This is a genomic window from bacterium (assembly GCA_035419245.1).
Classification (GTDB): domain Bacteria; phylum Zhuqueibacterota; class Zhuqueibacteria; order Residuimicrobiales; family Residuimicrobiaceae; genus JAKPUX01.
The window spans coordinates 505,954-532,196 of sequence record DAOLSP010000002.1 but is presented as its reverse complement, the minus strand read 5'-3'; the positions used below and the strand labels follow the sequence as shown (position 1 = coordinate 532,196).

Annotated in this window: 19 protein-coding genes and 1 pseudogene; 8 read left to right on the top strand and 12 right to left on the bottom strand. The window is 54.2% G+C overall.

All coding sequences use genetic code 11. The annotated features are described in order from the left end of the window. On the bottom strand, positions 1–361 hold a 361-nt coding region (locus tag PLH32_05945; GenBank protein HQJ64139.1), incomplete at its 3' end, for a transposase zinc-binding domain-containing protein. A 167-nt stretch (positions 362–528) separates the two neighbouring features. Between PLH32_05945 and PLH32_05940 the strand changes: the two genes are divergently transcribed. Further along, positions 529–783: a hypothetical protein gene (locus tag PLH32_05940; GenBank protein ID HQJ64138.1), complete on the top strand. Its 255-nt coding sequence runs from the start codon at positions 529–531 to the stop codon at positions 781–783. A gap of 23 nt (positions 784–806) precedes the next feature. Beyond that, on the top strand, positions 807–2,735 hold the full coding sequence (locus tag PLH32_05935) for a DUF5060 domain-containing protein (GenBank protein ID HQJ64137.1): 1,929 nt from the start codon (positions 807–809) through the stop codon (positions 2,733–2,735). Positions 2,736–2,822: 87 nt separating this feature from the next. Here the strand turns inward: PLH32_05935 and PLH32_05930 are convergent, their stop codons facing one another. Next, positions 2,823–3,863 carry a radical SAM protein gene (locus tag PLH32_05930; GenBank protein HQJ64136.1) on the bottom strand — a complete coding sequence of 347 codons (1,041 nt, stop codon included), beginning with the start codon at positions 3,861–3,863 and terminating at the stop codon, positions 2,823–2,825. Positions 3,864–4,390: 527 nt separating this feature from the next. Between PLH32_05930 and PLH32_05925 the strand changes: the two genes are divergently transcribed. Beyond that, positions 4,391–9,778 (top strand): thrombospondin type 3 repeat-containing protein, encoded by a 5,388-nt coding sequence (locus PLH32_05925; protein HQJ64135.1) that lies wholly within the window; start codon positions 4,391–4,393, stop codon positions 9,776–9,778. A gap of 32 nt (positions 9,779–9,810) precedes the next feature. Beyond that, positions 9,811–11,739 (top strand): FlgD immunoglobulin-like domain containing protein, encoded by a 1,929-nt coding sequence (locus tag PLH32_05920; protein HQJ64134.1) that lies wholly within the window; start codon positions 9,811–9,813, stop codon positions 11,737–11,739. Between the two features lie 151 nt (positions 11,740–11,890). Here PLH32_05920 and PLH32_05915 read toward each other — a convergent pair whose 3' ends face one another. Both PLH32_05915 and PLH32_05910 read right to left on the bottom strand, forming a co-directional pair. Then, complete coding sequence (locus PLH32_05915) at positions 11,891–12,787, bottom strand: MBL fold metallo-hydrolase (protein ID HQJ64133.1); 897 nt, start codon at positions 12,785–12,787, stop codon at positions 11,891–11,893. Positions 12,788–12,886: 99 nt separating this feature from the next. Beyond that, complete coding sequence (locus PLH32_05910) at positions 12,887–13,189, bottom strand: hypothetical protein (protein HQJ64132.1); 303 nt, start codon at positions 13,187–13,189, stop codon at positions 12,887–12,889. Between the two features lie 835 nt (positions 13,190–14,024). Here PLH32_05910 and PLH32_05905 point away from each other — a divergent pair. Together PLH32_05905 and PLH32_05900 are read left to right on the top strand one after the other, a co-directional pair. Continuing rightward, complete coding sequence (locus PLH32_05905; protein HQJ64131.1) at positions 14,025–15,227, top strand: L-serine ammonia-lyase; 1,203 nt, start codon at positions 14,025–14,027, stop codon at positions 15,225–15,227. A 129-nt stretch (positions 15,228–15,356) separates the two neighbouring features. Then, positions 15,357–16,502 carry a KamA family radical SAM protein gene (locus PLH32_05900; protein ID HQJ64130.1) on the top strand — a complete coding sequence of 382 codons (1,146 nt, stop codon included), beginning with the start codon at positions 15,357–15,359 and terminating at the stop codon, positions 16,500–16,502. Positions 16,503–16,533: 31 nt separating this feature from the next. Here the strand turns inward: PLH32_05900 and PLH32_05895 are convergent, their stop codons facing one another. The 3 genes from PLH32_05895 to PLH32_05885 form a co-directional block, all read right to left on the bottom strand. Further along, positions 16,534–17,814 carry a 4Fe-4S dicluster domain-containing protein gene (locus PLH32_05895; protein ID HQJ64129.1) on the bottom strand — a complete coding sequence of 427 codons (1,281 nt, stop codon included), beginning with the start codon at positions 17,812–17,814 and terminating at the stop codon, positions 16,534–16,536. Between the two features lie 23 nt (positions 17,815–17,837). Beyond that, complete coding sequence (locus PLH32_05890) at positions 17,838–18,965, bottom strand: uroporphyrinogen decarboxylase family protein (protein HQJ64128.1); 1,128 nt, start codon at positions 18,963–18,965, stop codon at positions 17,838–17,840. Between the two features lie 237 nt (positions 18,966–19,202). Next, on the bottom strand, positions 19,203–19,484 hold the full coding sequence (locus tag PLH32_05885) for a hypothetical protein (protein HQJ64127.1): 282 nt from the start codon (positions 19,482–19,484) through the stop codon (positions 19,203–19,205). Positions 19,485–19,611: 127 nt separating this feature from the next. Here PLH32_05885 and PLH32_05880 point away from each other — a divergent pair, with 127 nt between their 5' ends. Then, positions 19,612–19,818 carry a hypothetical protein gene (locus tag PLH32_05880; GenBank protein ID HQJ64126.1) on the top strand — a complete coding sequence of 69 codons (207 nt, stop codon included), beginning with the start codon at positions 19,612–19,614 and terminating at the stop codon, positions 19,816–19,818. Positions 19,819–20,089: 271 nt separating this feature from the next. Here the strand turns inward: PLH32_05880 and PLH32_05875 are convergent, their stop codons facing one another. The 4 genes from PLH32_05875 to PLH32_05860 are packed head-to-tail and all read right to left on the bottom strand — an operon-like array spanning position 20,090 to position 24,718. Next, positions 20,090–20,929, bottom strand: a complete 840-nt coding sequence (locus PLH32_05875; GenBank protein HQJ64125.1) for a reverse transcriptase/maturase family protein — start codon at positions 20,927–20,929, stop codon at positions 20,090–20,092. 13 nt (positions 20,930–20,942) lie between these two features. Next, positions 20,943–21,473, bottom strand: a complete 531-nt coding sequence (locus tag PLH32_05870) for an SUMF1/EgtB/PvdO family nonheme iron enzyme (GenBank protein HQJ64124.1) — start codon at positions 21,471–21,473, stop codon at positions 20,943–20,945. Next, positions 21,470–21,811, bottom strand: coding sequence for a diversity-generating retroelement protein Avd (avd, locus tag PLH32_05865; GenBank protein ID HQJ64123.1), 342 nt, complete (start codon positions 21,809–21,811; stop codon positions 21,470–21,472). Before avd ends, PLH32_05870 begins: the two co-directional genes overlap by 4 nt. Positions 21,812–21,865: 54 nt before the next feature. After that, positions 21,866–24,718, bottom strand: a complete 2,853-nt coding sequence (locus PLH32_05860) for an SUMF1/EgtB/PvdO family nonheme iron enzyme (GenBank protein ID HQJ64122.1) — start codon at positions 24,716–24,718, stop codon at positions 21,866–21,868. Between the two features lie 238 nt (positions 24,719–24,956). Here PLH32_05860 and PLH32_05855 point away from each other — a divergent pair. Then, positions 24,957–25,229 (top strand): annotated as a pseudogene (locus PLH32_05855) (DUF4143 domain-containing protein). 81 nt (positions 25,230–25,310) lie between these two features. Here PLH32_05855 and PLH32_05850 read toward each other — a convergent pair. Beyond that, a complete protein-coding gene (locus PLH32_05850) occupies positions 25,311–26,243 on the bottom strand; it encodes an ABC transporter substrate-binding protein (protein HQJ64121.1) in 933 nt (310 codons plus the stop codon).

Genomic DNA, 26,243 nt, shown 5'->3' with positions numbered 1-26,243 from the left:
TTCGCAACCGCTTCGGCATGGTCAAGACCCATTGCCGGTGACTAACCGGTGCAAATACTTCCTCCGCCAGCCTCAGGCCCAACAACAGCGACCGCTTCTGATCGCAGGACGGGCAGCAGCAGCGTTGCCGACACGAAAACACCACGAAATACTCTTTGCCGCAATCCGGGCAGCGCACACGCGCAAATCCCTCCCGCAGATCCCCGCACTTTACATACTTGTCGATGGCCGTACGAATGATCGGCCGCCAATAGCCATATTTCGGCTGGAACCGCTCGTCGTAAACTCGCTCGAACGCGTCAAAATGGTCTCGCACCAATGCGAAAAAGGGCGAAGCCTCCGGATTGCGGGGCCGGTACATTTTTGCCGCAGAAGCACACACGCCATACCTTGCCCGTTAATAAACTGACGATTATGCATATAGCGTATGCTACAAAATTATGGCAAACCCGTCAAGGGTCAAAATCGCCACTGCGGTTACAAATGACTTGCTCGCGAATCCGCAAAAAGCTATATTCAAGCATAGTTGTGAAATCCGCCAACCACCAGCTGCTGAGTCTGACCGATGGTTTGGAACGTTCCAGACAAAATGGTGGGAAACATCAAACTGTTGGTGCTACAAATTTCATTACTATTTCCAGACCGGTGATGGAGCGCTTGATAAACGGTGAGACAAAAGGATTACTGGTTCGACCGCTGGGAGCATTAGTCGCCTCTTTCTATGCTTCTGAAAACCAGGCCGGTAAATACGCTGCAAAATTGCATTTTAATTTGGCCCGGTAATCTGAGTGCGCGTGGAGAAACCAATGAAATTTTTCTGTTTGACCGGTTTTCACCGGTTCTCTTTTCTTCTTCTTCTATTCTATCCTCTCTGTGCTGATGCAAGAAACCATACCAGGATACACGTCTGGGAGATGCATGAGATAACATTGACAGCCGAAAAGGATTATAGCAATTACTACCAGGATGTTACCTGCTGGGTGGAACTCACAGGTCCCGGTTTTTCCAAACGGGTTTATGGATTTTGGAACGGCGGGAATAGTTTTCTCGTTCGAGTTGCGGCTGAAAATCCCGGCACGTGGAATTGGATCAGCCATTCGAACCAGCCGGATGATAACGGGCTGAACGGCAAAACCGGCAGCTTCGAGGCAGTGGCCTGGAGCGATCAGCAGAAAGAGGAAAATCCCAACCGGCGTGGATTTTTGCGCGCTTCTGCGAACGGGCATGCCTGGGTGTATGCCGACGGCACTCCCTACTTTATGGTTGGCGATACCTGGCTTGCCGGCTCTACCTGGCGCTTGCCATTCAGGAATGCACAGACATCGCCAGGATATATTCCAGGGCCGGGAATGGGTTTCGAAGATGCTGTTATGTACCGCAAGCAACAGGGATTCAATTCCGTCAGCATGATTTCCTGCTTTCCGAACTGGGATTCGGATATCTATCCCAGCACCTATGCTGATTCAAACGGGATTTATTTGAGAAATGCCTGGGAAAAATTCGGTTACGATGTCAAAGGTGCAAAAGGAGAGGATGCTTCCGGTGGATCGAGCTATTGGGGCTCATTTACCGCGAAGAATATGAGGGATGAATGTGGAAACCTTCCCTTTGAAATGTCCCGGGAGCATCAAGGCGTTGCCAATTTCGACCGGATCAACCCCGAATACTTTAAAAGTCTCGACAGGAAAATGGAGTTTTTATCAGCCAACGGCTTCACCGCCCTGCTCGAAACGGTAAGAAGAGATGTCGGCCCCTCCTGGAAAGCCTATTTCGATTTCAACGAAAGCTTTTCCCGCTTTTTCCAGTATCTGATTTCCCGCTATGGCGCATTCAATATCGTATTCAGCGGCATTCACCTGGATTGGATTCCAAAGGATTTCAGTCTAAGCGCAAAAGAATTCAATGAGGCGCTTGTTTACCATCTGAAAAAATATGGTCCCCCCCCTTTTGGCCAACCGGTTACTGCTTTGATCAGCAGTTCTACTTTTACCGTTTTCGGCCACCACCAGGATTGTCCGTGGCTTACGTTGCACAGTGTAGGAAACAAGCCGCGCGACCACCGTGTGGCGGATTCACTCGAAACCATCTTTTACCTGAAGCCGCCCTTGCCGGCCATCAATTTTGAACCCTATTATACCGGCTGGGACCATGAGATCAATAAACCGAACGGGGAGCGACCTCCTGCCAACTCGGCGCGCGATAATTATTTTGCCCGTGCGCAAATGTACGGATCGGTTCTGTCGGGCGGCTTGTGTGGACATGTGCATGGCACTGCGGCGTATGACTTGACCACAACCGGCGAACCTGAAGGAGCAAGGCCTCATAGTTGGACCGCCTTCAAGTACGAATCGGCAAGCTATATGAAACATCTGAATACGTTTATATTATCGGAGGGAAAAAAATTCCAGCAGCTCGAGCCGGCGCGCAACAGGGTCGAACCTGATAAAGCGCTCGCTAGTCCCTCCGCCGGCCTGGATGGTTGGGCCTATATGATGAGAACACCGGCAAAGGATTTCGCCCTGCTCTATTTCGAAAATGAATCGGTGATACCGGTGCTGCATGACTTTATTCCCGGTACGAAATACCTGGTTCACTGGTTTGACACAGTTAATGGTCAATGGATAGCCAGGACTACGGTCAAGGCCGATGCGTCTGGTACAATTGAATTGCACCGTTTTCCGGGAGGCAAGAAAATCTCATCCTGTGATTGGGCTGTAAAGATTACGCTAAAGTAATCCCCGCTTTCTCATCGGGTCTCTTCAGGACGGAGACCTGAAATATTCCTTTCCGGTTTCTCTTGCCCATGCGCATAGCTGCGCGAATTAATTCTTGTCTGCAGTCACATATTTTGCGCCGCAACGGTAACATACGGCAAGAGGGTTGCTGCGCCTGTACTTCCTGAATGTTTCTGCTGCCTCGCTGTTCCATAATTCACCGATGGTGGCTTCCCTGACATTGCCGAAAGAATAATCGGGATAATCGATACAAAAATTGGCTTCACCGTCAGGCTGAATATCCATGAGTTTTTCAGGATTGTTGCAAGTCACGGAACCTACCGGCAATAGCGGATCACTGAACCATATTTTATATTCTTCATCACTCAGGGGCATGTAGTTTCCATTTGCAATGCCATCAAGATTTTCCTTGTAGTTTCGCAGCTGGTTGCTGAATTCGACCAGGTCAATGCCGGAACCCTCCTGATGAAATCCTTGCCAAGAAAAGGCATTCATGCCAAAATTTTCTTGTAGTTCTTTTTGATAGATAGTGCCCACCTTTTCAGTCACATAGTAACAGGGGACAATATTCACCTCCCTGATTCCCATGCTTTTGGCCACAGAAGGCATCTCTCCCAATCCCTTGTACGAATACCTGCTGATGACAAAACAAATATTCCTATTGATCACACCTTTATTATCCAGCTTATTCAGCAACAGAATGCTTTCTTTGGTCTTTTTGAAGCTTCCTTTGATTCCTCTCACAGTGTCGTGTATTTCTTCGGGTCCATCTACCGAAAAGGTTATGTGCATGTTGCCAATCCTAACAAGTTCTTCGGCGTACTTCTCCAGCAGGGTGCCGTTGGTATCCAGCGCAATGAACATTCCTTTGCTGTTAATATACCTGAGAATATCCATTAGTCCGGGATACAAAAAAGGCTCACCGCCCCGCACCAGAACAAGTTTGACAGGGTGGCCGGCCATTTCATCTACAAGCCTTATCCAGTCTTCCGGCTTCATTTTGGGAGTCAGAACAGGGTCTTTGATTTTGTTGGTAATGTAGCCCTCGCTGCTCCATTGGCCGCACATCTGACACCTGAGGTTGCAAGCGTTTGTCAAGGTAAAAGAGACAATTTCGGGGAATTTCATGGCTTACTCTATTGGAATTAGGTTAGCCTGCCTTCGACAGCCACAGGTAATATAATAGTGCATAATAAATTTAAATATATGGAGTTATCGATTGATCGCCGGGTATAGGCGCGTATCTATGCTTTCAGGCTTTCGTTTACACTGGCTATGAGCAAGCTGCACCTCGGTGACGGCTGAGCCGTCTTTGTTTTTGCGGGTAATCTGTCGTATATACCTGCCTGGAATATTAGCATTAAATGATTAATTGTCAAGCATAAAATACCCTGATGTATGCTTTTAAAAACAAGAAATTATTTGACATTGTTATATTTATTGACTATTTAATAATAAACGGACATTATCCTCAATTGACAGCACCAATCTGCAAGCAACAGCCATACGAAGCCCTTTGGTACCCAAACCAAAGAAAGGCTTTTCAGCCACTCCACCAGCGCCATTTTTCTTTGTTCCTTCGAATTCAAAAATAGCAAAAAGTTTTCGGATTTCTCTCCATATTGTTTTTCCCTGATCCCCATGATGGAGTCGAAATGAAAAAGTATGTTTTCCCAGGTCTCACCGTGATCGAAACCCTCCTGCTGGGATGGATCACTGCCACGATCGCCCAGGATGCCCTGACCAAAATTTGGGAGGTGCGCTACGATGGCACCAGCACGATAGCCGGCAGAACCTTTTACAGCAGCGACTGGGCGGGCCGGACCTGTCTCGATGCCCAGGCCAATGTTTACGTCCAGGGTACGCAAAAACTGGTGGGCGATTACCCGATCACCGATCTCTTTTTCATGATCGACCAGTATCGGACGGCGCAGACGACCGCCAAGGGTGTCACTGTCGGTGCGCGCAAGCAGGAGCACGTCAATGACCATCAGTATACCAGCGGCAGCAAAACTTCGGGGCGTAGTCAATTCATCTACGTCAGCAAATCGGGGGATGGTGGCTGGACCCATACCGTCACCCGCACCATCGATACCAACATTGGCCAATACGCCCAGGACCGGCCCATCGACCTTGTCGTGGATGGTAGCGGCAACGTTTACCTGATCGGGCAATTCAATACCTATCGTCAGGGCAGCACGTCCTATGGCGAGGGCGGAGTCGTCGTCAAATTGCGCGACAGCGACGGAGGTGAAATCTGGCGCAATCTCATCGCGCACGCTGCCGTGGATATGGTGCTGGATGATGGCGGCAACCTCGGCGTCATCGGACCATCCGGAGCGGTCAAGTATAAAGCGGACGGCACCATCCTGGGCCAATCCTCGGACTATAACATGAGCAGAATTACGGCCGATGCCGCCGGCAACTATTACATCAGCCGGTTCGTGAGTGTTCAGGCCAGCGATCCCTCCACCGGCACCTATTACCACGATGACATCGAAATCATAAAATACAACGCCTCTTTTCAGCAAGTCTGGAGAAAACAGTATTCGCACCCCTATTATAACGACCGGGTGCTGCAAATGAGCGTCGACGCCTCCGGTTCCGTTTTCATTGCCGGCTTCGCCTCCGATTCTCCGATTTTTCCAGACAAAGGCTTTGTGGTGGTGTTCAATGGTTCAGGCACCCAGCAGTGGGTGCAGCTTTTCACGGGCAAACCGGGGGAGATGATTCTCGACAGCTCGAGCAATATCATCCTCTCGATCGATCATTCGCTGCGTAAAATGAATCGTACGGATGGCGCGCCCATTTGGGAAGTGAACGACCTGGACGGGTCTGTCAAGGCTCTCGATCTGGATGCCGGCAATTATCTCTACGTGACCAGCAATGTGGGTTCCGTCAATGCACCGCCCAGCCAGGCCAACACCGATGTCCTCGTCACCAAATATGCCCAGGTGGCCGATTCCGATGGGGATGGAATAGCCAACAGCGTCGATAACTGTCCGGACGCCAAGAACAGCAATCAGTCGGACGTGGATCACGACGGCGTCGGCGATGTCTGCGATAATTGTCCCGACAAGTCCAATAGCGATCAGGTTGATACCGATAAGGACCATCTGGGAGATGCCTGCGACAACTGTCCTTCCCAAAACAATCCCGATCAGCGAGATAAGGACGCCGACGGCAAGGGCGACCTCTGCGACAACTGTCCGGACAAGGCTAATCCCGATCAAAAAGATGACGACAAGGACGGATTGGGCAATGCCTGCGACAATTGCCCGAGTGTTGCCAATGCCGATCAAAAAGACCTCGACGGTGACGGCATCGGCGACGCCTGCGATCCCGATGTCGATGGCGACGGCATCTCCAATTCATTGGATAACTGTCCACAGATCTATAATAAGGCTCAGGATGATAGTGATAAGGACGGTGTTGGCGATCTCTGTGACAATTGCCCGCTGACTCCCAATCCGGATCAGAAGGACAGCAATCATGACGGCATCGGTGATGCGTGTCCCACCAACATCCTGGTGCGCCGTGTCGAACTCGTCCAGGTGGTGCAGGATGAAGCCAACAGCGTGCCGTTGATCGCCGGCAAAGCCACGCTGGTCCGCGTCCATCTCGATTCCGATCAGCCGGCGGGGATTGTCATCGCCGCTTCGGGCTATATCCGCTTCGAGTACGAAAATGGCTTGCCGATGAATATCTATAATAATGGCATTCTTCAGCCCAATCGGGTCTATCCTTTCGATAATCAGATCAAGGTTCCGGCGCGCTCCGAATACGATCCCCGGCAGCTCTCCCATACGCTGAATTTCACGATTCCGGGGAGCTGGATCTTTGACAAGCCGCCCTATCTCAATCTGTACGTCGCCTGCAAGCTGCCCAACGGCGATACCTATTTCGTCACGACACAGCGCATCCAACTGCATTTTCAGCCGCCGCTGGATTTGACCCTCAAGATTGTGCCGGTTTACGCCTGCGCCAACGTCTACGTCGATAGCTACAGCCCCTGCGCGCCGGTGAGCATGGAAGATATCAAAGCCACCGTCAAATATGTCGAACGGATTTATCCCCTTGCCCGCATCAATTTGATAAAACGGCCCGATGACATGATCACCTACGACCCGACGGAGAGCAGCACCAATGGCACCCGGCTGGTCACTGACTTGTGGCTGCAGGAAACCTTAATCGATGACCCACCGCATACTAAATACTATGGTTTGGTTTGCCGGGAAGTAGCGCCGTGCGGCTGGTTGCTCGACTGCAAAGATGCCACCGGGAAATCCAAGGGCTGGGGATATCGCAATGAAGCCTGGGGCTGCCGCAATGGACTGAACTGGACTGTGAAGAAAACCGTGGGCGGAGAAACCATGGCGCACGAGGTTGGCCATATGCTGACAGGCGTCTGGAATAACGGACTGCGGCGCGCGGCGCATGTACGCGACAATTGCGGCACCGATGGACCCTATTATGAGGACTACCCGCAGCATGGCAGTGATCTGGGCCTGATCGATGCCGATGGCTGGGATGGGACGAAAATCCTGGACCGCGATCATTATTATGATGTTATGAGTTACTCGCCGTGCAAAAATGACACCAATTATGGGGAGTGGATTTCGGCCTATATGTATAAAAAGCTCCTGGATTCGTGGTCGCAGGAGGCGGCCTCGCTGACCAGGCCTGTTGCCCAGTCCATGGGTGCCTATTTCTTCATTACCGGCGGCATCGATCAGAACAACCACATCTCCTTTCTCAAGTGCGAGCGCCGCACGCTGGCTTTCGCGGATGAGGGGTCGCCAGACCAGGGTGCCTGCAGCATTGAATTGCAGAATGCGGGCGGCGGCGTTCTCTACATCCGATATTTCGATCCGGTGCCGTCGGATCCGGTCGATCCCATAACCGGCCTGGCCAATTTTGCCGAAGTCATTCCGGATGATCCGAACACCAACCGCATCGTCATCAAAAAGGACGCCGAGGTGCTGCACACCATCTCCATTTCCGCCCACAAGCCACAGGTGACCTTGACCTATCCCAACGGCGGCGAAATCCTGGGGCCGCGAGAGAATATCAACTGGATCGCGGCCGATGCGGATAACGATCCGCTCACCTTCAATTTGCTCTACAGCCGGGATGGCGGTAAGACATGGGATGTGCTGGCCATGTTTGTCGAGGGGAACCATTATGTCTGGAACACGGAACAATCGGGCGGCAGCAGCGATGGCCTCATCAAGGTGCTCGCCTGCGATGGCGTTAATACGACCGAAGATGTCTCCGATAATATTTTTACCCTGGGCAAAAAGGCACCTGCCATATTCATCAGTTCTCCGGATAATGGGGCCCGGTTCTATAGAAACAGGCGGGTTGTTTTTTCCGGTAACGGATTCGATTTTGAAGACCCCTCCCTGCCGGAGGATGCCTTTTCCTGGTCATCCAGCATCGACGGGCCGTTGGGCAAAGGCTCCACGGCGTCCGCTGACAGTCTGACTCCCGGGAACCACCTGATCACCCTCACCGTGCGAGACAGTGATGGCAACCGGAGTGACGCGTCCATTTCCATTCAGGTTTCCACTGTGTTGGACAGCGATGGCGATGGCATCGGTGATAACGAGGATGCCGAACCGCTCATCGACAATACACCGCCGCCCGCAGGGCCCTCCGCCGGCGACGTTATGACGCCGCCGACGCCTCCGCCGCCACTGAACAAAAAGATGAAAGTGGATGTTCAGCAAAGAGCGATCCAGGTGGGCCAGACGGATACCCTGTTCATCAAGGTCGAGAATGCTGTGGATTTCTCAGGTTTTGAATTCATTCTGTTCTTTGACCGGAATGTCGTCGCCATTGAAAATGCAGCGGACGTACGATTGGGGCCGTTTATCAGCAATGCCGGACGGACTTTTTACGCCCTGGGCCCCCAATTATACCAGCGGGAGGGCCGGATTACATTCGGGGCCTACAGCGTCGGTACGGCACCTGGTCTCTCCGGAAGCGGCATCATCGCCAAGGTTGTCTGCAAGGGAGTGGCCCGAGGCACAGCGGCCATCCAGCTGAGCGACGCCAAGGTGAGTGATTCGAACGGCCAAAAAGTGCCGGTGTTGCTGGAGAGCAACAACATCACGGTAACGGGGCGATTTTGGGCGGACGTCGACGGCAACAACGCCCTCAATGAGGCTGATGCACAACAGGCGGCGGCACACTGGACCAGCGCCAGAGGCGAAGCGGCATACATGGCCAGCTGTGATGTCGACCGCGGCGGACTCGGCGACGGAGACATCGATGTCTTTGATGTGCAGTTAATTGCCTCCTGGTGGAAACAGGCCATTCCGGCGCAAAATCTGATGCAGGTGCCGGATGCGCCATCGAGCACGCAGGCTGTCCAGATCTTTCTGCAAAAAGCCTCTGCGAACAGCTTTAACCTTCTGGCCGAGAACGCCCGCGAATTGGGCGCTTTCGAAATGCGCCTCACCGTTCCTCTCTCCATGACCGTGACGGGCATTGCACCCGGCAATTTATTGACCGCATCGGGCAATTCGGCGGTCGCACTGGGCCCGCTTTACGGCGATCAGAAAAAAGAGATCACCATCGGCGCCTATAGCTACGGCGCAAACAAGGGCGTTGAGGGATCCGGCAGCCTCGCCACCATCACCTTCACAGGCCCAATGCCCCCCTTCACCGTCCGCAGTCTGAAAATCAGCGATCGCTATGGCAGCTCTGTTACGGTCGATTCTCTACGAACGGATTTGCATTACAGAGTCGAGCCGGTGCATGAATTTGCCCTGCAGCAGAATTATCCCAATCCTTTTAATCCGCGCACGTCCATCCAGTTTTCTATCGACAGGAAGGATAAGTCCAGTCTGATCGTCTACAGTATTACGGGGCAGATGATCCGCATTCTGTTCAAGGGTGAAAAATCGCCCGGCGCCTATACCGTCGACTGGGATGGAATGGATGAGAACGGACGTACGGTTGGCAGCGGCGTTTACATCTGCGTCTTGAAATCGGGCCAGCAGACACTGTCGAAAAAGATGGTTATCATCCACTAGGGTTTTGCGCACGCAAAGGAAAGAAGATTGAGATGAAACACAAGGCTGTTCTTGTAATGATCCTGGCCATCTCAGGCGCACTAAAGGCCCAGGTCTCGCAGGATTCACCGCCGCACGGGATTGCCTCGATTCTGCCCGTCGATGGCACTCTGGTGGCAAACGGCTGCCAATCCACCGAGATGATGGCTCCCCCTTCGACGGTGGTCGCATTGGATGGCTACTCCCGTCTGATTCCGTTGGCCTGGAAGCCGGTTTCTTCGGATACGCTTCTCGGCTACGATGTCTATCGCAGCACCTCCTCTTCCGGTGCATATTCCCGGGTGGCTCAATCGATCAAAAACTGTTATTATCGCGACGAGACGGCGAGTTCGGGAATAACTTTTTTTTACAAGATCCAGTCCGTTTATAATAAAAGCGTCAGCGGCTTTTCAGCAACCGCCAGCGCGAAAGCGCTCGAGAATGGCTATGTTATTCAGTCGACATTTGCCAGCACGGCCCCGGTAGTGGACGGCGTTATCCATGCGGCGGAGTGGAGTCAGGCGCGAGTGGTGGACGCGCTTTATCCTGGATTGACCGGTGTGGTTCGGCTCTATGTCCAGAACGACCAGAACCGGTTGTATCTTGCGGTGGACGATCAAAAGAATCCGCAGCTGGATAGCTGGGATGCCGTCGGCATCTTTTTCGATCGCGATATGGATCGCGAATGGTCAGGCGATTCCCGATCAGAAGGTCTTATTCAGGTCTATTGGGATAATGGTTCGGCTAAAAACCGATTCCTGCCCGCGCATGGCAAATGGCCGGACAAGCTTTCTCTGGAGGGCGCCGTGGTCCTCTCCGGCATCACCCAGGGCATCTCCGCGAGCAGTGGGCATGTGCAAACCGAAATCACCTTTGATCTGCGGACGGCGCCATTTAATTATTTGCCCTTTTCCGAAATGGGATTCCTGCTGTACGTCTATGACGGCGGCAACGGCCAGTTCAGCGGCACCTGGCCGCAGGAGACAGCCGCGAAACTGCCGAGTATTATTGGCGGCAATAACTGGGCCTATGGACCCTTTTCATACGGGGATCTGATTCTGACGCTTTCGGCACCCTCCAGTTTTTGGGCTGATGTAGACCGCGATCACGATGTGGATATCATCGATATCCAGCTGGTCGCCAGCCGTTGGGGCAGCACCCGATCCAGCGCGAACTTTTTGGCAGCCTATGATGTCAATTCCGACGGATATATCGATATTTTCGACATTCAGCTGGTGGCGTCGTGGTGGAACAAGCCGGTTCCTGCAGCAGAGAAGATGAAGAGGGCCATGGCTGAGGCAGCGCCCATCAAAGTTAAAATCATCCATGCGGCGCCCGAGAAATATGAAATCTGGGCCGACGGGGCATCGGAATTGGCGGCGTTTCAGATGGCGCTGCAGACCGATGGAACCGGCTTGAAGGAAATGGTGCTCGGAGATTTTCTCAGTAGCAGCGGCAACACGGCAGTAGCCCTGCCGCCATCGCACGATTCTGTCCGGAATGTGGTCGTGGCTGCCTTTAGCTATGGTGATTATGCCGGTGCCAGCGGTTCGGGAAAACTGGCGGAGCTGTGTTTTGAGCACAAGGCGCATGTTGTTGTGACGGACTTTAGATGCGCGGACAAGAGTGGACGCGAACTGGCCGTGGAGTGGGAGGAAGCGGAGCCTGTCGGGATGGTATCGGAATTTCGAGTTTTCACCAATCATCCCAATCCCTTCAATGGCGCAACGATCCTCTCTTATGCTCTGCCGGAGGCGGCTGAGGTGACGATGAGCATTTACAACACCCGCGGTCAGCTGGTGGTGCAGCGTGAATTGGGTGCTCAGCAGGCTGGTTTGCATACCCTGGTGTGGGATGGATCCGGTCAGTCCTCCGGCCTCTATTTTTGCCGGATCGCTACACCGGTGACCGGGGATGTGGTGAAGTTGATGCTGTTGCGATAGGGAAAATCTTCCACCAGGTTTTGAAAGGCCGGTCCTTTCAGTGATGGACGTGGAAGTGACCAGCCGATAGTATTAGGCCAGAAATTGTGTGCTGGCACCGGTTAGCCTTACAGCGCCTTTGGATCGCATACAGACGTTGGAACGCGTAAAGTCAACGGGCCGCCCGAATCACCATTCCCCCGCCCATCTCGAGAATATGATAGCGCTCCTGGAGGGGCTTGGAGAGAAGGGTTCTGACCTCATGGGTCCAGGCCGTGGTCCAGTAGCGGTTTTCCGACGTGACGTGGAACGTGTCGCGGTGCTGGGGAAAGATGAAATCCGGTCCGAGTTCGTTGATGAGGATCACCGACCTGTCGACGGCCGTGTTGTGTTCGGTGGGGGAGACAAAAAGCACGTCCACATGCTTGAGAAAAAGATGGTCCTCCAAGAGAACCGTGTCCCCGGGCTGGAGGAGACTCGTGCCACCGGTTGTGATCATATATCCGCAGTCCTCCAAGTTGGCGTCGACGAAAACGGCGAAACGCGGGTTCCCGTGAATGGCGCGCATAGGGAGGACCTCCACTCCCGTAAGGGAGAAAGGCGTCCTAGGAACAGCCACCCGGATGCGCTTTTCCGGGATGCCGAACTCACGCGCAGCGGGCAGGCAATTCCGGGGGAGGACGAAAAGGCAATCGGATTTCCGGGCGAGGATTCTCGCCGTCTCCGGCTCGAAATGGTCCCCGTGTTCGTGCGTGATGAAAAGGATGTCGATATCCGGAGCCAGTTCTTCGGCCGACACCGGGGAGGGAATCTCGCGGTCGCTCTGCTCCAAGCAGAGATCGGTTCCCATCAGGCAATCGCCGGACTTGATCAGCCAACCGTTGGCGCCGGTCCACCACACGGCCACTCCGGTATTAAAGGCCCGGATCTCGTCGATGAGGCGTCCGTTGCGGATTGTGGAGGACGAATCCGTCATCGGCTTATCGGGTGTGGTGCCCCCGTTCGGCGGGGTTTGCCCGAACAAGCCGGCGGCCACGAGTAAAGTCGCAAGCATCTTCCAATGCATCATCATATCTCCGTAAAAATTTGAACACCCTCCAGGAGGGTGGGGGAGTCCAGTCAGGCACCCTCCCGGAGGGTAAGCCGATTATTTCAAATCCGCTTCGAATTAAATGACCTGGCCCGGCACCAGGCTGTCGCTTTCGATCGTCAATTTCGGATTTATTCCACCGCTCCTGACCTCGAACCGGCGTTCCTCGCCGGGCTGGACAAACTTGCGGTATTCGGAGGATCGCACGCCGTTGACGCAGATCCAAGCGTCGAAATTGGCGACGGTCACCAGGGACCGGTTCGCGTCCGCTTTGAAAGAGGTGAACCTGAATTTGTAACCGCATTCCATGCGGTGCTGTTTGATCCGGTCTATGGTGGTGTGGCGAAGGCTGACAGGAAATTTGATTTTGCTAGGGGGCAAAAAACTGAGGAAATCGTCCTCGGTTAAGCGCCTGATACCCCATTTTCATAGCGCCAAGCCCTTGCCCGGCCCCCTCATCGCCCACTCGATGCCCGGAAATTAGTCAATCAGGATCTGAAAACCAAGGAAAAGTGCAAAAAGGTATATAACCAGGCCCTATCGCTGCAGGATCAACTCGCGCAGCAATCAGAGAAGGACGAATGATATAAAGTCACCTTCACTTCATCGCCTGTAACTGTAATTTATTGTCAACCACTCCTAACAAGTATTTCTCGCGTGAAATCCACCGAGATTCAATTAGCCCAACTTTAGGCCAGTATTTTTCAACCCGTACAAATAATCAATAAGTTAGGCCAATTTCTAGCCCACTGTTCCTGGCCTGTCAAGCCAGAGGCCGTGGGCTCGAGATCCGTCGGCCCCGCCAAGATGAAGTAATAAAATTCATGAGAGAGTTCTGGTAATACGGAACTCTTTCTTTATCAAACGCCGCCATTTTGCCCATTTGCGGACACTTGTCAACCCGGTTTTTCCCGAGGTTTTATTTGGCTAAAAAATCCTTTCTTAATCTCTGCGCAGGTCGATCCAGCCGGGAATGGCCTGTTGACATGCTTGGGGATTTTATTTGCTTTTCAGGTTTATGTTGGCTAATTTTCCGGCAGGTTGGTAACAATGTGGGCGCAGCAGAGGGCTGGGCTCTGCTAATAATGGGGAAAACGCCGGGTATCAGGCGCATAACCAATAATGGATGCCTCGTTTTTTGACTCTCTGTAAGATCTTGTCTTCTGGTGTCATTCATTTTTTCAACCCCAGCAAAATCAAGCTTTCTACCATCATGATGGAATCGATCAAAGAGATATACAAAATCGGACATGGGCCTTCAAGCAGCCATACCATGGGACCACGGAAGGCCGCTGAACGGTTTCTCGGAAAAAACAGCCAGGCTGACCATTTCAACATTACCTTGTTCGGCAGCCTGGCAGCCACTGGCAAAGGGCACTTGACGGATCTGGTCATTCACAACGTTTTTTCCGGCCGGAGGGCGGAAATCAAATGGGAACCCGGCATTTTTCTGCCCAGGCACCCCAACGCCATGGAATTTACAGCATTTGACCAGGCCGGATCCTTGATTGATCGCTGGATAGCCTACAGTGTGGGGGGAGGCGCCGTGGTGGATGATACCTCTGGTCTGGAAACCGTTCCGATCTATCCGCATACCACCATGAATTCGATTCTGGAATACTGTCTTCATAACGGACTGAAATTCTGGGAATATGTCGAGAAAGTCGAAGGTCCGGAAATCTGGGATTTTTTAAAACACATCTGGGATGCGATGCAGGAGAGCATTCGTCGCGGCCTGATTTCGGATGGCATTTTGCCCGGCAGTTTGAAACTCCCCCGCAAAGCTCGTCAATTCAAGGCAAAAGCAGATCAGTATTCCGGGCCTTTCAGGCGCAGAGCGCAGATCTTTGCTTATGCCCTCGCTGTATCCGAAGAAAATGCAGCTGGAGGGGTAATTGTAACGGCTCCCACCTGCGGTGCAAGTGGAGTTTTGCCTGCTGTGCTGTACTACCATAAAAAAGTGTACAAGACAGAGAGGGAGGTTATTCTCAAAGCCTTGTCCACTGCCGGATTGATAGGCAGCCTGGTGAAAGCCAATGCCTCCATCTCCGGGGCTGAGGTGGGATGCCAGGGGGAAGTGGGTACGGCCTGTGCGATGGCTTCCGCTGCCGCAGCACAAATCATGGGCGGTACCATCACTCAGATCGAATACGCCGCGGAAATGGGCCTGGAACATCACCTCGGATTAACCTGTGATCCGGTGGAAGGACTGGTGCAAATACCCTGTATCGAAAGAAATGCCTTCGGCGCACAGCGCGCCCTGGCCCACAACACCTATGCCCTCATGTCCGACGGCCGTCACCGGATCAGCTTTGATGAAGTGGTGAAAACCATGTATGAAACCGGGATCAGCCTGCAAAGCCAATACCGCGAAACGTCCCTCGGCGGTCTGGCATTGAGGGATGCAAGACCAACCTGAATGATTTCGGATGCCGGATCGCGTGGCGAAAGATACGCCGGCGATCGTATATAACATCAGGAGGCCTCAGCGGCCCATCCGTCCGTGGAAGCGGTTCACCTGAAAACTGTCCTTTACCGGAGAAGTACCATGGCGTACAAAGAGATCCTTAAAAATTCATTGAAAAGCTACGAAGACCTCGAAAAATGGCTCACCGATCAAAAGGCGCGGGTCGATCCCCGCCTCCGGGATGTCATCGCGAAATATCCGATGCGGATCAACACCTATTACCTCGGCCTCATCGAAAAAATGAACGACGGCATCTGGAAACAGGCGGTGCCGGATGTCGAGGAGCTGGTGCATTACATGGATCTCAGCGAAGATCCCCTCGATGAAGAGGGCGATATCCCTCTGGGCGGCCCCAGGACCATTATTCACCGCTATCCGGACCGTGTCCTGCTCTTCGTTTCGATCGAGTGCGCGATGTATTGCCGTTTCTGCACGCGCAAGCGCAAGGTGGGCGATGAACACAAGAATGTCTCCAGCGAAGAGATCAACAAGGGAATCGAGTATATCGCCGCGCATGATGACATCCGCGATGTCCTCATCTCCGGCGGCGATCCCCTGTTGCTGGCCAACAAGAAACTGGATGAGATTCTCGGCAAGCTGAGGGAGATCAAACACCTGGACATCATCCGCATCGGTACGCGGGTCCCCTGCGTCTGGCCGATGCGGATCTACGAGGACCAGGAATTCCTCGATATGCTCAAGAGTCATACGCCCAAATCACTGAAAGAGCCCCAGCTCTTCATCAACACCCATTTCAATCATCCCAACGAGATCACCGATCAGAGCTATCAGGCGGTCAAATGCTTGCGGGATCTGGGCATTCCCATCGGCTGTCAGACGGTGCTCCTCAAGGGGGTCAACGACGATACCGATATCATGCGTGAGCTGATGCACGGCCTCGGCCGCATGGGCGTCAAGCCTTACTATCTCTATTATGCCGATCTGGTCGAGGGAACCGGCCACTTCCGCACCGAGGTCTACAGAGGCAAGGAGATCTGCCGGGACCTCTGCGGCGCGACCACCGGCTTTTTGCGCCCCACCTTTGTCATTGACGCGCAGGGCGGTCGTGGCAAGATACCGGTGGATTTGGGGTATTCAGACGGGATCAGCGAGGACAGAAAAGGGGGAACCTTCACCTCAGCGATCGGACTTGGCAAGGTCTATGTCAATGATCCGATCGAACGGGTGGCCGGTAAGCCGGTGCGGTATAACCCGAACCGCCGGTAGCACAGCCGTTCACAGCGGAATTGCAGAATGCTCAGTTCTTGCGCCTGGACACCAGCCACTCAAAATACCTCGACTTGATCTGCTCACTGGCCATGGCCTGCTTGATTGGGGGGGCTTTGAGCAGCACGCCAAGTATCGCGGCCATCGCCCGATGGCTTTGCAGCGCGCCCTGATCGAAGATCAGGTTTTGCAGCTTGCCCCGCTCGACGGCCATGATGACCGCACGGTGGGTGGAATTGAGCGGGGTGATCACCCGGGAGACCCTGGCCTTCAACTGAAGGCTTTCTTCCGGGCAGGCCCGGACGCACACCCCGCATCCGAGACAGATCTCCTCTTCGAGACGCGCTTTCTTTTTCTTCTTGCGGAGCGGATCTCCGGCTGAGACCAGGGCCATCGCTTCAACCGGACAGACCTCCACGCACTTGCCGCATCCCGTACACGTACTCTCCACGATCTCCGGAATATAGTTGGTCGTATGCACCGGGTGCAGCGCTCCAAACCGTTTGGCCGCGAGCATCGCTTCGCAGCAGCATCCGCAGCAGTTGCAGATGAATCCGACCGATTCCCGGACATTCTCACCGAACTGAACCAGCTTGTGGTCATAGGCCTGCTGGAGAAGGTCGAGCCCCTCCTGGACATCGATGGCCCGGGCTACGTTATGCTTGATCAGGGACTCGGCCGGGCCGTTGAAGGTCAGGCAGATGTCGAGCGGGGCGCTGCAGGCCTTTCCCAGATGCTGCATCTTGTGACGGCAGTAGCAGACACCCACCGCCCGGAATCGGGCGCTGCGTATGACCTCGCTGGCGCGCTCGTACTCGAGCACATGCAGGGAGATTTCCGGAGGAAGCGCCGGCTCGTGGACAAAGGTCCGTCCCAGCTGCGTCTGCCCATCCGTAAAGAGCGCCTTGATGAACTCCTCTTCCACATTGAGATACTGATAGAAGAGTTCCGCCAGTACCTTCTGATCGACATCCGTCCGCACCCGCATCATCGAAAACTCGAAGAATCCCGCCATCGGCGGGGGCAGGGTGTAGATCGGCTCGCCGTTCTTGTCCACATCGAGCACGATCCCCTTGTCCGCCAGCCGGTCAAGGATCGCCCGGCTCTCGGCGAGCGGCATTTTCCACAGGCGGGCCGCAGCGGCCGCCCGGAAGGGCTTGATAGGGAGAAGGGCGACCAGCTGCGCCTCCTTCTCGGTGAAGAGCAGCTGCAGGATTTTATCGAGAAGCTGCGACGGCGGAGCCCCTTGCGGGAACCGGTTCAGGCGTTCAACCAGATTCCGGTAGGCGGAACGCGAAGTGAGATGAGCCATACGGTGTTCCTCTTTGCTGCTGGTTATCCCCAGCGATCGACCGCTTCATGCAATAACTGGAGTTTCTCACGCTCGACATACGGCGCAACCGAGCAGGCCGTGCTCAGGATGAACCCTCCACCCTGCTTGCCGGTCTCGATGCGCTGCCGGGCATCCTGAAGGATCTGCGCACTGGAGCCGAGGAGAAGGGTGTTGACGGAGTCGATGTTGCCCTTGATGAATCCGCGGGCGCCGATCCGGCGCTTGGCATCTGCGAGCTCGACATTTCCGAGCGGAGGCGGATCAAGGCACTCTATGCCGCTGACCCCGGCCGCAAAGAGCATCTCCAGGCGGTCGGAGATCGCGCCGCAGGTATGGGTGTAGATCGGGATGCCGCGGCTGCGCACCGCACGGGCGATGTCGCCCTCGAAAGGGAGCACGAACTCACGATACATCTCCGGCGAGATGAATCCCGACCCGGCGAAGGGCGAAGAGACCTTGATCGCATCGATCCCCGCCGAACACATCTCCACCGCAAGCTCCTTGATCAGTCCGGTGTACCAGCGCAGGATTTCCTTTGACGGCTCGGGCTCGAGCAGAAGGCTGAGCAATCCCGATTGGTGGCCGAGAAGATCGAGGAAGTAGTCGAACGGAGAGGTGATTTCCCCATGCAGCGAGAAGGCGTCCCCGAGGCGGTTTCTGACCTTGCGGAAGATATCAAACTTGTGCTCCGGATGGATGCGGAATCTGAGGCCTTGCGAGACGGGAATGAAGGTAAGCCTTGGGGGGAGCAAATCGAGCGCCGCGCTTGCGGAAAGCCCGGGTGATCGTTCATCGACGACCGGTTGGGGAAGGTCATCAGAGAGATAGCGAAGGGTGGTGCCGTCCTCCCAGGTTACCTCTTCACCGGAGGGCGTTTCTTTCCGGGATCTGATGCCCGATCTCCAGTCCGGGTCGTGGCCGTGCAGACTAACCAGCACGCCATCGAACTGATAGATCTCCCGCAGGCGGCAGAGTCCCTCTGCAAAGAGATCGGCGTCGTGCCAAAACTCGAGCGGTGAAACGTCGAGCTGCAGCAGCATGTGTCCGATGCTGAGCTGACACATCAAAGGGACACGTGCCGGAGTTCCCAACTCCATCGCTTCACGCATCCTCTCGCGGGGAGTGCTCATGCAATGTCCCTCTTTGCATCTCTGGACCATTCGGACGGGTCATGCCGCTTTCAGCTTGAATCCAAATTAGCCAAACAGGTCAGAAAAATCAAGTTAAATGTAATAAAAAATAAAGAATCAGACGATATCGCGGCAGGATCGAACCTGGATGTGGAAGTTTGAGAAAAAGGGCTGGTGGGTATAGCAAGAAAATCTCTGCAATTCAGAAAACCGCAATCGATCGGTTACCGATCAGTTTCATTTATGCCTGGCATAGAACTCGTCGAGTGTCTGACAGTCCAGGTCATCCAACATGGTAATATATCCGCCGAAACGGTAACGTCTCCAGCATTTCCTGCCATCGATAAACACAGGATTATCGCCATCATCTGCATCGCTGAAATGGCAGGGCAGTTTGCCCTGAACAGTGACCGCCTTCTCGTCACACGCCCTGCAGACAAAGTTGGGATAGATAGCCGTGAATTCCGGGTCCTCCAGGGCTTCTCCGCAAATACTGCATACGTGATTTTTTTCTGCCATAACTCATTATCTCCTGCATCCCAATGAGGTAACAGTTAAACATAATTAAAATAATTATATTATACTTAATTATTTATTGTCATTAAATACTAATATTGTGTCTTTCATTTTTCAAGGACTGTACCGGTTGATCATCCGCACTGAACAAATCAAACAAGTCAGGCATTTGCTCGAATCCCATCCGGTTGTCGGCATAATTGGTGCCCGCCAGGTCGGTAACATAACACTGGCGCGCCAGGTGGCCGAGCAGAAAGCCGCAGGTGCCGCATTCTTTGATCTAGAGAATCCGGAAGTCCTGGCAAGCGTATCTGACCCCATGTTGGCTCTGAAATGACTCAAAGGCCTTGGCGTGATTGATGAGATACAGCGGCTGCCGGGTTAGTTCTGCGAGTTCCGTGTGCTGGTCGATCGACCCGACAACGACGCTCGCTATTTATATTGGGCAGCGCTTCGCCTGATCTGCTGCGACAAAGTTGCGAGTCTCTGGCGAGATGCATCATCTACCATGAGCTTTTTCCACTAATTCTTCCTAAAGTCGGTCTGCAGGAGCACAGTGCTATACTATCAGCTTGGTCGCGGGTAAAGACCCGGCACACGCCAGCAGGCTACTCAAGGCTATAGTAATGCGATAAGACTTTTTTCTGTAGACCTTCCGTATTCCCATAGCGCGCATGATTGATCCATCCCTGCACGCTGGCATCCAGCTTTTCCCTATCGATAATACCTGTTTGATAATCTGCGATCAACCGCTTGAGTCGGCGTTGAAAATGTACTACCTTTCGCCGTTTCAAACGGCGCCGCTGAGGATAAACGATAAATCCCAGAAAGGAAATGCCCTCCGCGACCGGCCGGGGATGACTGCCTGGATGAATGGTCAACCGGTATTTCATGAGAAATAGTTCAATTCTTTCCAGCATTCCCCAAAGACTTGTTTTGTCCTTGGCGAATAAAAGAAAATCATCCACGTAACGCAGATAAGCCGGACAGCGCAGTTCGCGCTTGACAAAATGGTCGAAGGGATTGAGATAGACATTCGCCCAGAATTGGCTGGTCAGGTTGCCGATAAGCAACCCTCGCGGGCGCAACGCGGCAAAGAGGTCATCTCCCGGGAAATAGACCATATCATAGCGCTCTGAAAGAATGTCCGCGCCGCTCTTGAGGATAGTTTGAATGAGCCAAATGATACGTCGATCATTGATTTTACGCTTTAAGGTTTTAAGGAGAATTGCATGATCGATGGCGGGGAAAAACTGCACAATATCACATGATAGAACATACTTATAGCGCCTGGCAAACTGTTGACAGCGGTTGAGCGCCCTGTGGGTCCCTTTGTTGAGGCGATTGGCGTAACTATCGTGGATGAAGGAGCGGTCAAAAACCGGTTCGATGAGATTGCAGAGGGCATGATGGACAACCCGATCGCGGAAAGAGGCTGCGCTGATCAACCGGGATTTGGGCTCATGGATCGGGAAACTGCGATACCGGCCTGGTCGATAGAAAAAATTGGCAAGCTCCCGCTGAAGAGATAACAGGTTCTCCTCCAGGCGGTATTCGAATTCCGCTACTTCCGGTTGGCCGCGCTTGCCTTTGGCCGCCCGGTGAAAGGCAAGCAACAGATTTTGCCACTGCAATAGTTGAGTAAACATAGGGAATAATGCCCCGCCTCAGGGCGCAAGGCCGAGGAGGCGGGACAGTTGATATTCGCCTGTACGGCACAAGCCCGCACAGCCAGGAACAGGCTCCGCCATTTTTCGCCTCGATCCGGAAGATGGTATTCCGCCGGACAATGCCAGCGAATGAAAAACGTGGGGACAGAACAACCCGAAAACCGATATTGTCGTTCCTGTTTCCGGGATTGTTCCTGTTGCGGTTGGCGCAGCGCACGTTGTTCTGATTATTGTTCCACGAGCCGCCGCGCAACACACGGTCCTTTTGAACCTGCCCCTTTTCCGAGCAGCATAATACTGTCCGGAAAAGGGGAAAGATCATTCTGACGATGCTTTCTTCCAGCCGCCTAAAAGCCTGCCAACCTCATCAACCATTTTCGCCACGTGTTCATATTGTCCGGCACTGAGCCATTGCCATTGCGCGGCCAGCCGGATATAGAGCCGGAGATGCGCCAAGGATTCATCGGCTTCGATGAGCTTCTGCCGGCGGGCGGATCCGGTACGGAAATTGGCCTCCTCCAGCCGCTCGCGCAGGTCAAAGGCGGCATTCAGTATGCGGTGGGTGAAGGCATGGCGCTGTGATCTGGGGAAATTATTGGTCGCCGGCAAAAGCCAGGTCAACAGATCAAAAGTCCGGCTGAAAATCGGCATCTGCTGCATAAAAAATACCCTAAAAATTCGGTCCAGAGTTCAGAGAAATCAGAGTTCAGAAAATCAAGAACGTGGGGACAGAACAACCCGAAAACCGATATTGTCGGCCCCGTCTCCGGGATTGAACCCGAAGCGGAGGGCGCAGCGCACGTAGGTCCGATCATCGTCCCACGAGCCGCCGCGCAACACACGGGCCCGATCGCTTTGCAAATCCTCCCGGCCATCTCCGGGTTGGTAGGGATAAGATTCATTTAGCGATCTTGTCCACTCCCAGACATTGCCGCTCATCTCCTCGCAGCCATAAGGGCATGTGCCTCCCGGAAAACAGCCCACCGCGCTGGTAGTATTGATTCCAGTATTATCATAATTCGCCCGTTCCGGATCCGGCTCCATCCCCCAGGGATATTCGCGCCCCTGCAGCAGGTTCTTTTCAAGTGGTGGCTTTCTGGGGTCCAGATGGGCAATGGTGCATATACGGCGATCCAGTGCAGACGGAATTTCCAGTCCGCCGCGCGCGGCCTTCTCCCATTCCGCCTCCGAGGGCAGCGTGACCTGCAGATCATCGGGAAGCCACTTTTCCTTCCGCCAGCGCGCCTCCAGCCAGCGGCAGAAAGCCAGGGCCTCATGCCAGCTGACCCAGCTCACCGGATGATTGGCAGGGTCCGACAAGCAGCGTGAATCGCTCAACTTAAAATGGTGATTGCTCTCGACGAACCTGCGGAATTGCGCCACTGTGACCGGATAGCGCGCCAGCCAATACTCCTTGTCAAGCAATACGCATGTATGGATTGGCTTCTCATCATCATACCGATCTCCGCCCATTTTAAACGGCCCGCCGGGCACCAGGCAGAACTGCATCGCATCGACATCCCCCACTTCCGGCCGCGGGTCGCCCAAGCCGGCCAGCGTCAGGCCGGCCAGAGCGCGCTCGCGGGCAGGGAAATCCTGCCGCCGGATGAGCAGCAAGCCGGCATCGCGGATGCGGTCGCGCCTCTCCTCGTGCCACCTCTTTACCATCTCCCCCTGCCGGGTTTCCCGCAGCACCAGCCCGGCCAGATGAGCGCCCCATAGCTGTGCACTTTCTGCATCATCCGCAACAGGCCGGGGACAGAGGGCTGCGGCCAGTTCCCAGTCGGCATCTCCCTGGCCTGTCTTCACCTTGGCTGCGGCCAGCAGCAGCACCTCGCGCCAGCGATCCGGATCCGCTGTGGAAAGTCCGACCAGCGTACCGGGATATTGAACCTCCCCCCCGGTGAGCCAGCATGCGGCGAGGTACTCCTGGATCGAACGGTGCGGAAAGGAATAGACGCCCGGTGCGCGCGGGATGAGGATGCCGGCGCGATTCTGCAAAAACTTGATCAACAGGGTTATATTCCAGTCCTTTTCTTCGCTGATGGTCTTCAACCCGGCGAGCAGATCCGCTTCCGGGATATCCGCCGTGCCGGAATGATCAATTTCGGCGGCATGAGCCTGGAAGGCCAGTTTTTCCAACAGGCTACGGATTCTGGATTTATCGGTTTTGAGATATTCCGCCAGCGCCGGTTCTGAAGCGGTGTAACGACCCTGCTCGTCTCTTTGAGCGCGCTGCTTTTCCCACAGGTCGAGCAGAAGATCGATGGTGTTGGCGTAGAGCCGTTCCCTTTTTTCGGGCAGTTCGCCGCCATGCCAGGCGTGCAGGCTGGCGATCAGAGTAAGGAGCAGCGGCCGCTGCGCCAGCTCCTCGATGCGCGAAACGCTGAAGATGGCCTGTAGCAGGGCTGCAGCGCGACCGGCCGTCTCCTCCGGCGATTTGTGCTGTATAATGGCGACATGCTGATACCAGCGCTGCACAAAGCGGACGATCTGGCCGCGATGGAAGGGCGCCAGAGCCGCTTCGGCAAAACCGTCCATTTTCCAGTCCTGATTCTTGTAGGCATAGGTCCGGCTGGTGATCAGGAAACGGCAGCGGGGATAGGCGGTGACCATTTGTTCGACCAGCTTTTTGATCTGCAGCCGCCGGGCATCGGCTTCGGGTACTTCGTCGAGACCATCGAAAAAGAGATAACCGCCCTCGGTGCGCAGTTCCTCCTCCAACTCCTCAACGTAATCCGCCAGATTGGCTTTTTCGAGATTGCTGCGCAGGAAAGCAAAAAGATGATCCGGCGTGAGTTTCTGATCGCGAGGCAGCGCCCGGGCGGTGATCAGGTCGCGCAGGATGACGCGCACCGGCAACAAGGTGTGCCGGCTGTCCCAGGGTTGTCTCTCCTTCTGATCTTCACCCTTCTCATCGGGAACCGGCGCGGTCAACAGCTCCAGGTTGATCTGCTCATTTCCCAGCATCTGGCCGCAGATGCAGCTGATGACAAACTGCGCAAAGGTGGATTTGCCGCTGCCGGGTTCGCCAAGCAAAACCAGTTTGTCACGCTTGTCGAGAACCGCCAGCGCGGAGATGGCCTGGCGTTCAGGCCGTATGCCGGCCTCAAGCGTCTTGTAATCGAGATTCTCGCTCTCGAAGGTGTTGAGCGCGGTATAGACCGCTTCGAGGTGGATATAGGCGTCGGGATCGCCGGCCGATTGGGGGTCGATGCCGCTGAGAAAGATATCGCAGCAGCTTTTCATCAATCCATTGAGATAGGCTTCGCGGTCTGCAACCTTACGTGCGTGAGTTCGGGGTTCTTTATGTTGATGGACCACTGTAATTTTTTGCGGATGATCTGGCGGGCTGGACGGCTTGGTTTTGCCATAGCGAATCCAGAGATAAATCCCTGTCACGACATTGATGACAGTACCGAGGATGCCAAGCAGAGCCCGTACCGCCGAGAGTTCCTCTTTGCTGGCCTTGATTCTGTCCAGCAGCCATGGCCACCAGATCGTCGCTGTCAGGATGAATGATGTGCCAATAACCAAGGCGAGAATGATGCGATAGGAACGCGGCATAGGAATCCCCGAGTTAAAATCAGCCCCTGTTTGCAGGAAATATACACAGGAGTGCCGGAAAATCAAAAGAAAAATGACACCTGCTGAAATTCGAAAACCACTGCTAATAAGATTCCTGCACCCCTTATTAAACCGGAGCCTGTCCACCTAGAATCGTGTGACTAATACGGCTATCTCCAGGCCTAAGTGATTATTAGAGGTTGTTCAAGGCAGCGCCGGTTGAAGGAGACTCACGGAGTCCGTCACCGGTGCACATTTGGCCAACCGCACTCGCGGCAGGTCCAACCGGCTGTACTATTGGAACGAGCGCAATCATGAGGTCGATTTTGTGTCGGCCAAGGGCACCAAAATCGCGGCTATCGAAGTGAAGAACGGCCAACGCAAGGAGAGCCCGCCCGGTCTAACCTTTTTCGCCAGGCAGTTCAAGCGTGATACAAAGTGGCTGGTTGGAGCAGACGGTCTCGCCATCGAAGAATTCATACGCATGAAGCCGGAAGAAATCTTTCTTTAGTGGGGGAAGTACGGAAGAAAAAAACTGGTCATGAACCGGCCCATCCCGGTGGCAATGGGATGGGCCTGCTCTTCGCCCCGCCTATTTGATCCATCCCAGCTCCCAGGGGATCGTATCCGGGGGATTGCTGAAAACATCCGGATGCAGCAGATAGGCGAGTTTTTTGGTCGCCAGGACCTGGCGCGGGCCGAAGTGCTTCATCAAAGCGGAATCATAGTATAAAATACGGCTGCGCTTGACCGCATTGGTTTCGCCATAGCCGGGCCGCGTATAAATCTCGACGAGCGGGGTAATGCCTTTCCAGCCGCCCGATTCCGCCTCCAGCCAGATGGGAGAAAGAATAATGTCGGGATTGCGTTTGACGACGGCGGCGTTGTTGGTCAAAAATACGCCGGTGGTGGTATCGCCAAAGACGTTTTTACCCCCGGCAATCTCGATCAGGTCCTGCAGCGGCGAGTCGCTGCCGAAAGTCCAGGGTCCCATGTGGTTGATTTCCATGTAAACGTTGACCTTGGGCAGGGTTTCACTCACCTGGCGGATCGCCGCGAATTCCTGGCGCATATTCTGCACCATTTTGGCCGCGTTCTCTTCCCGGTCGATGGCCTTGCCGATCTCCTGTATACAAGCCAGCACGTCCTCCAGGTGATTCGGCTCGTAATGCAGCACGTGGTACCCGAGGGTCCGCAGCGTATCGGCATGATGGCGCTGCATGTTGGTGTCGGTCAGGATGACATCCGGCTTGAGGGCGTCTACCAATTTATAATCAATATGGATATAATCCCCGACAACCGCAACCCGGCCGCTCTCTTTATCCTTGATGACCTGCTCCGGGAAGTAACAAAAAGTGGTCGCCCCGATCACCTGCTCTCCCCCGCCAAGCTCGTAGACGATTTCGGTCAAGGTGGGTGAACAGCTCACGATTTTGGGCCGATCGGGACCTTTCCAGGAGAGTGAGAACGCCATCAGCGTCAAGGCCAGAGCCAGGATGCCGCCACAAGAGAATAGTTTTTTCAT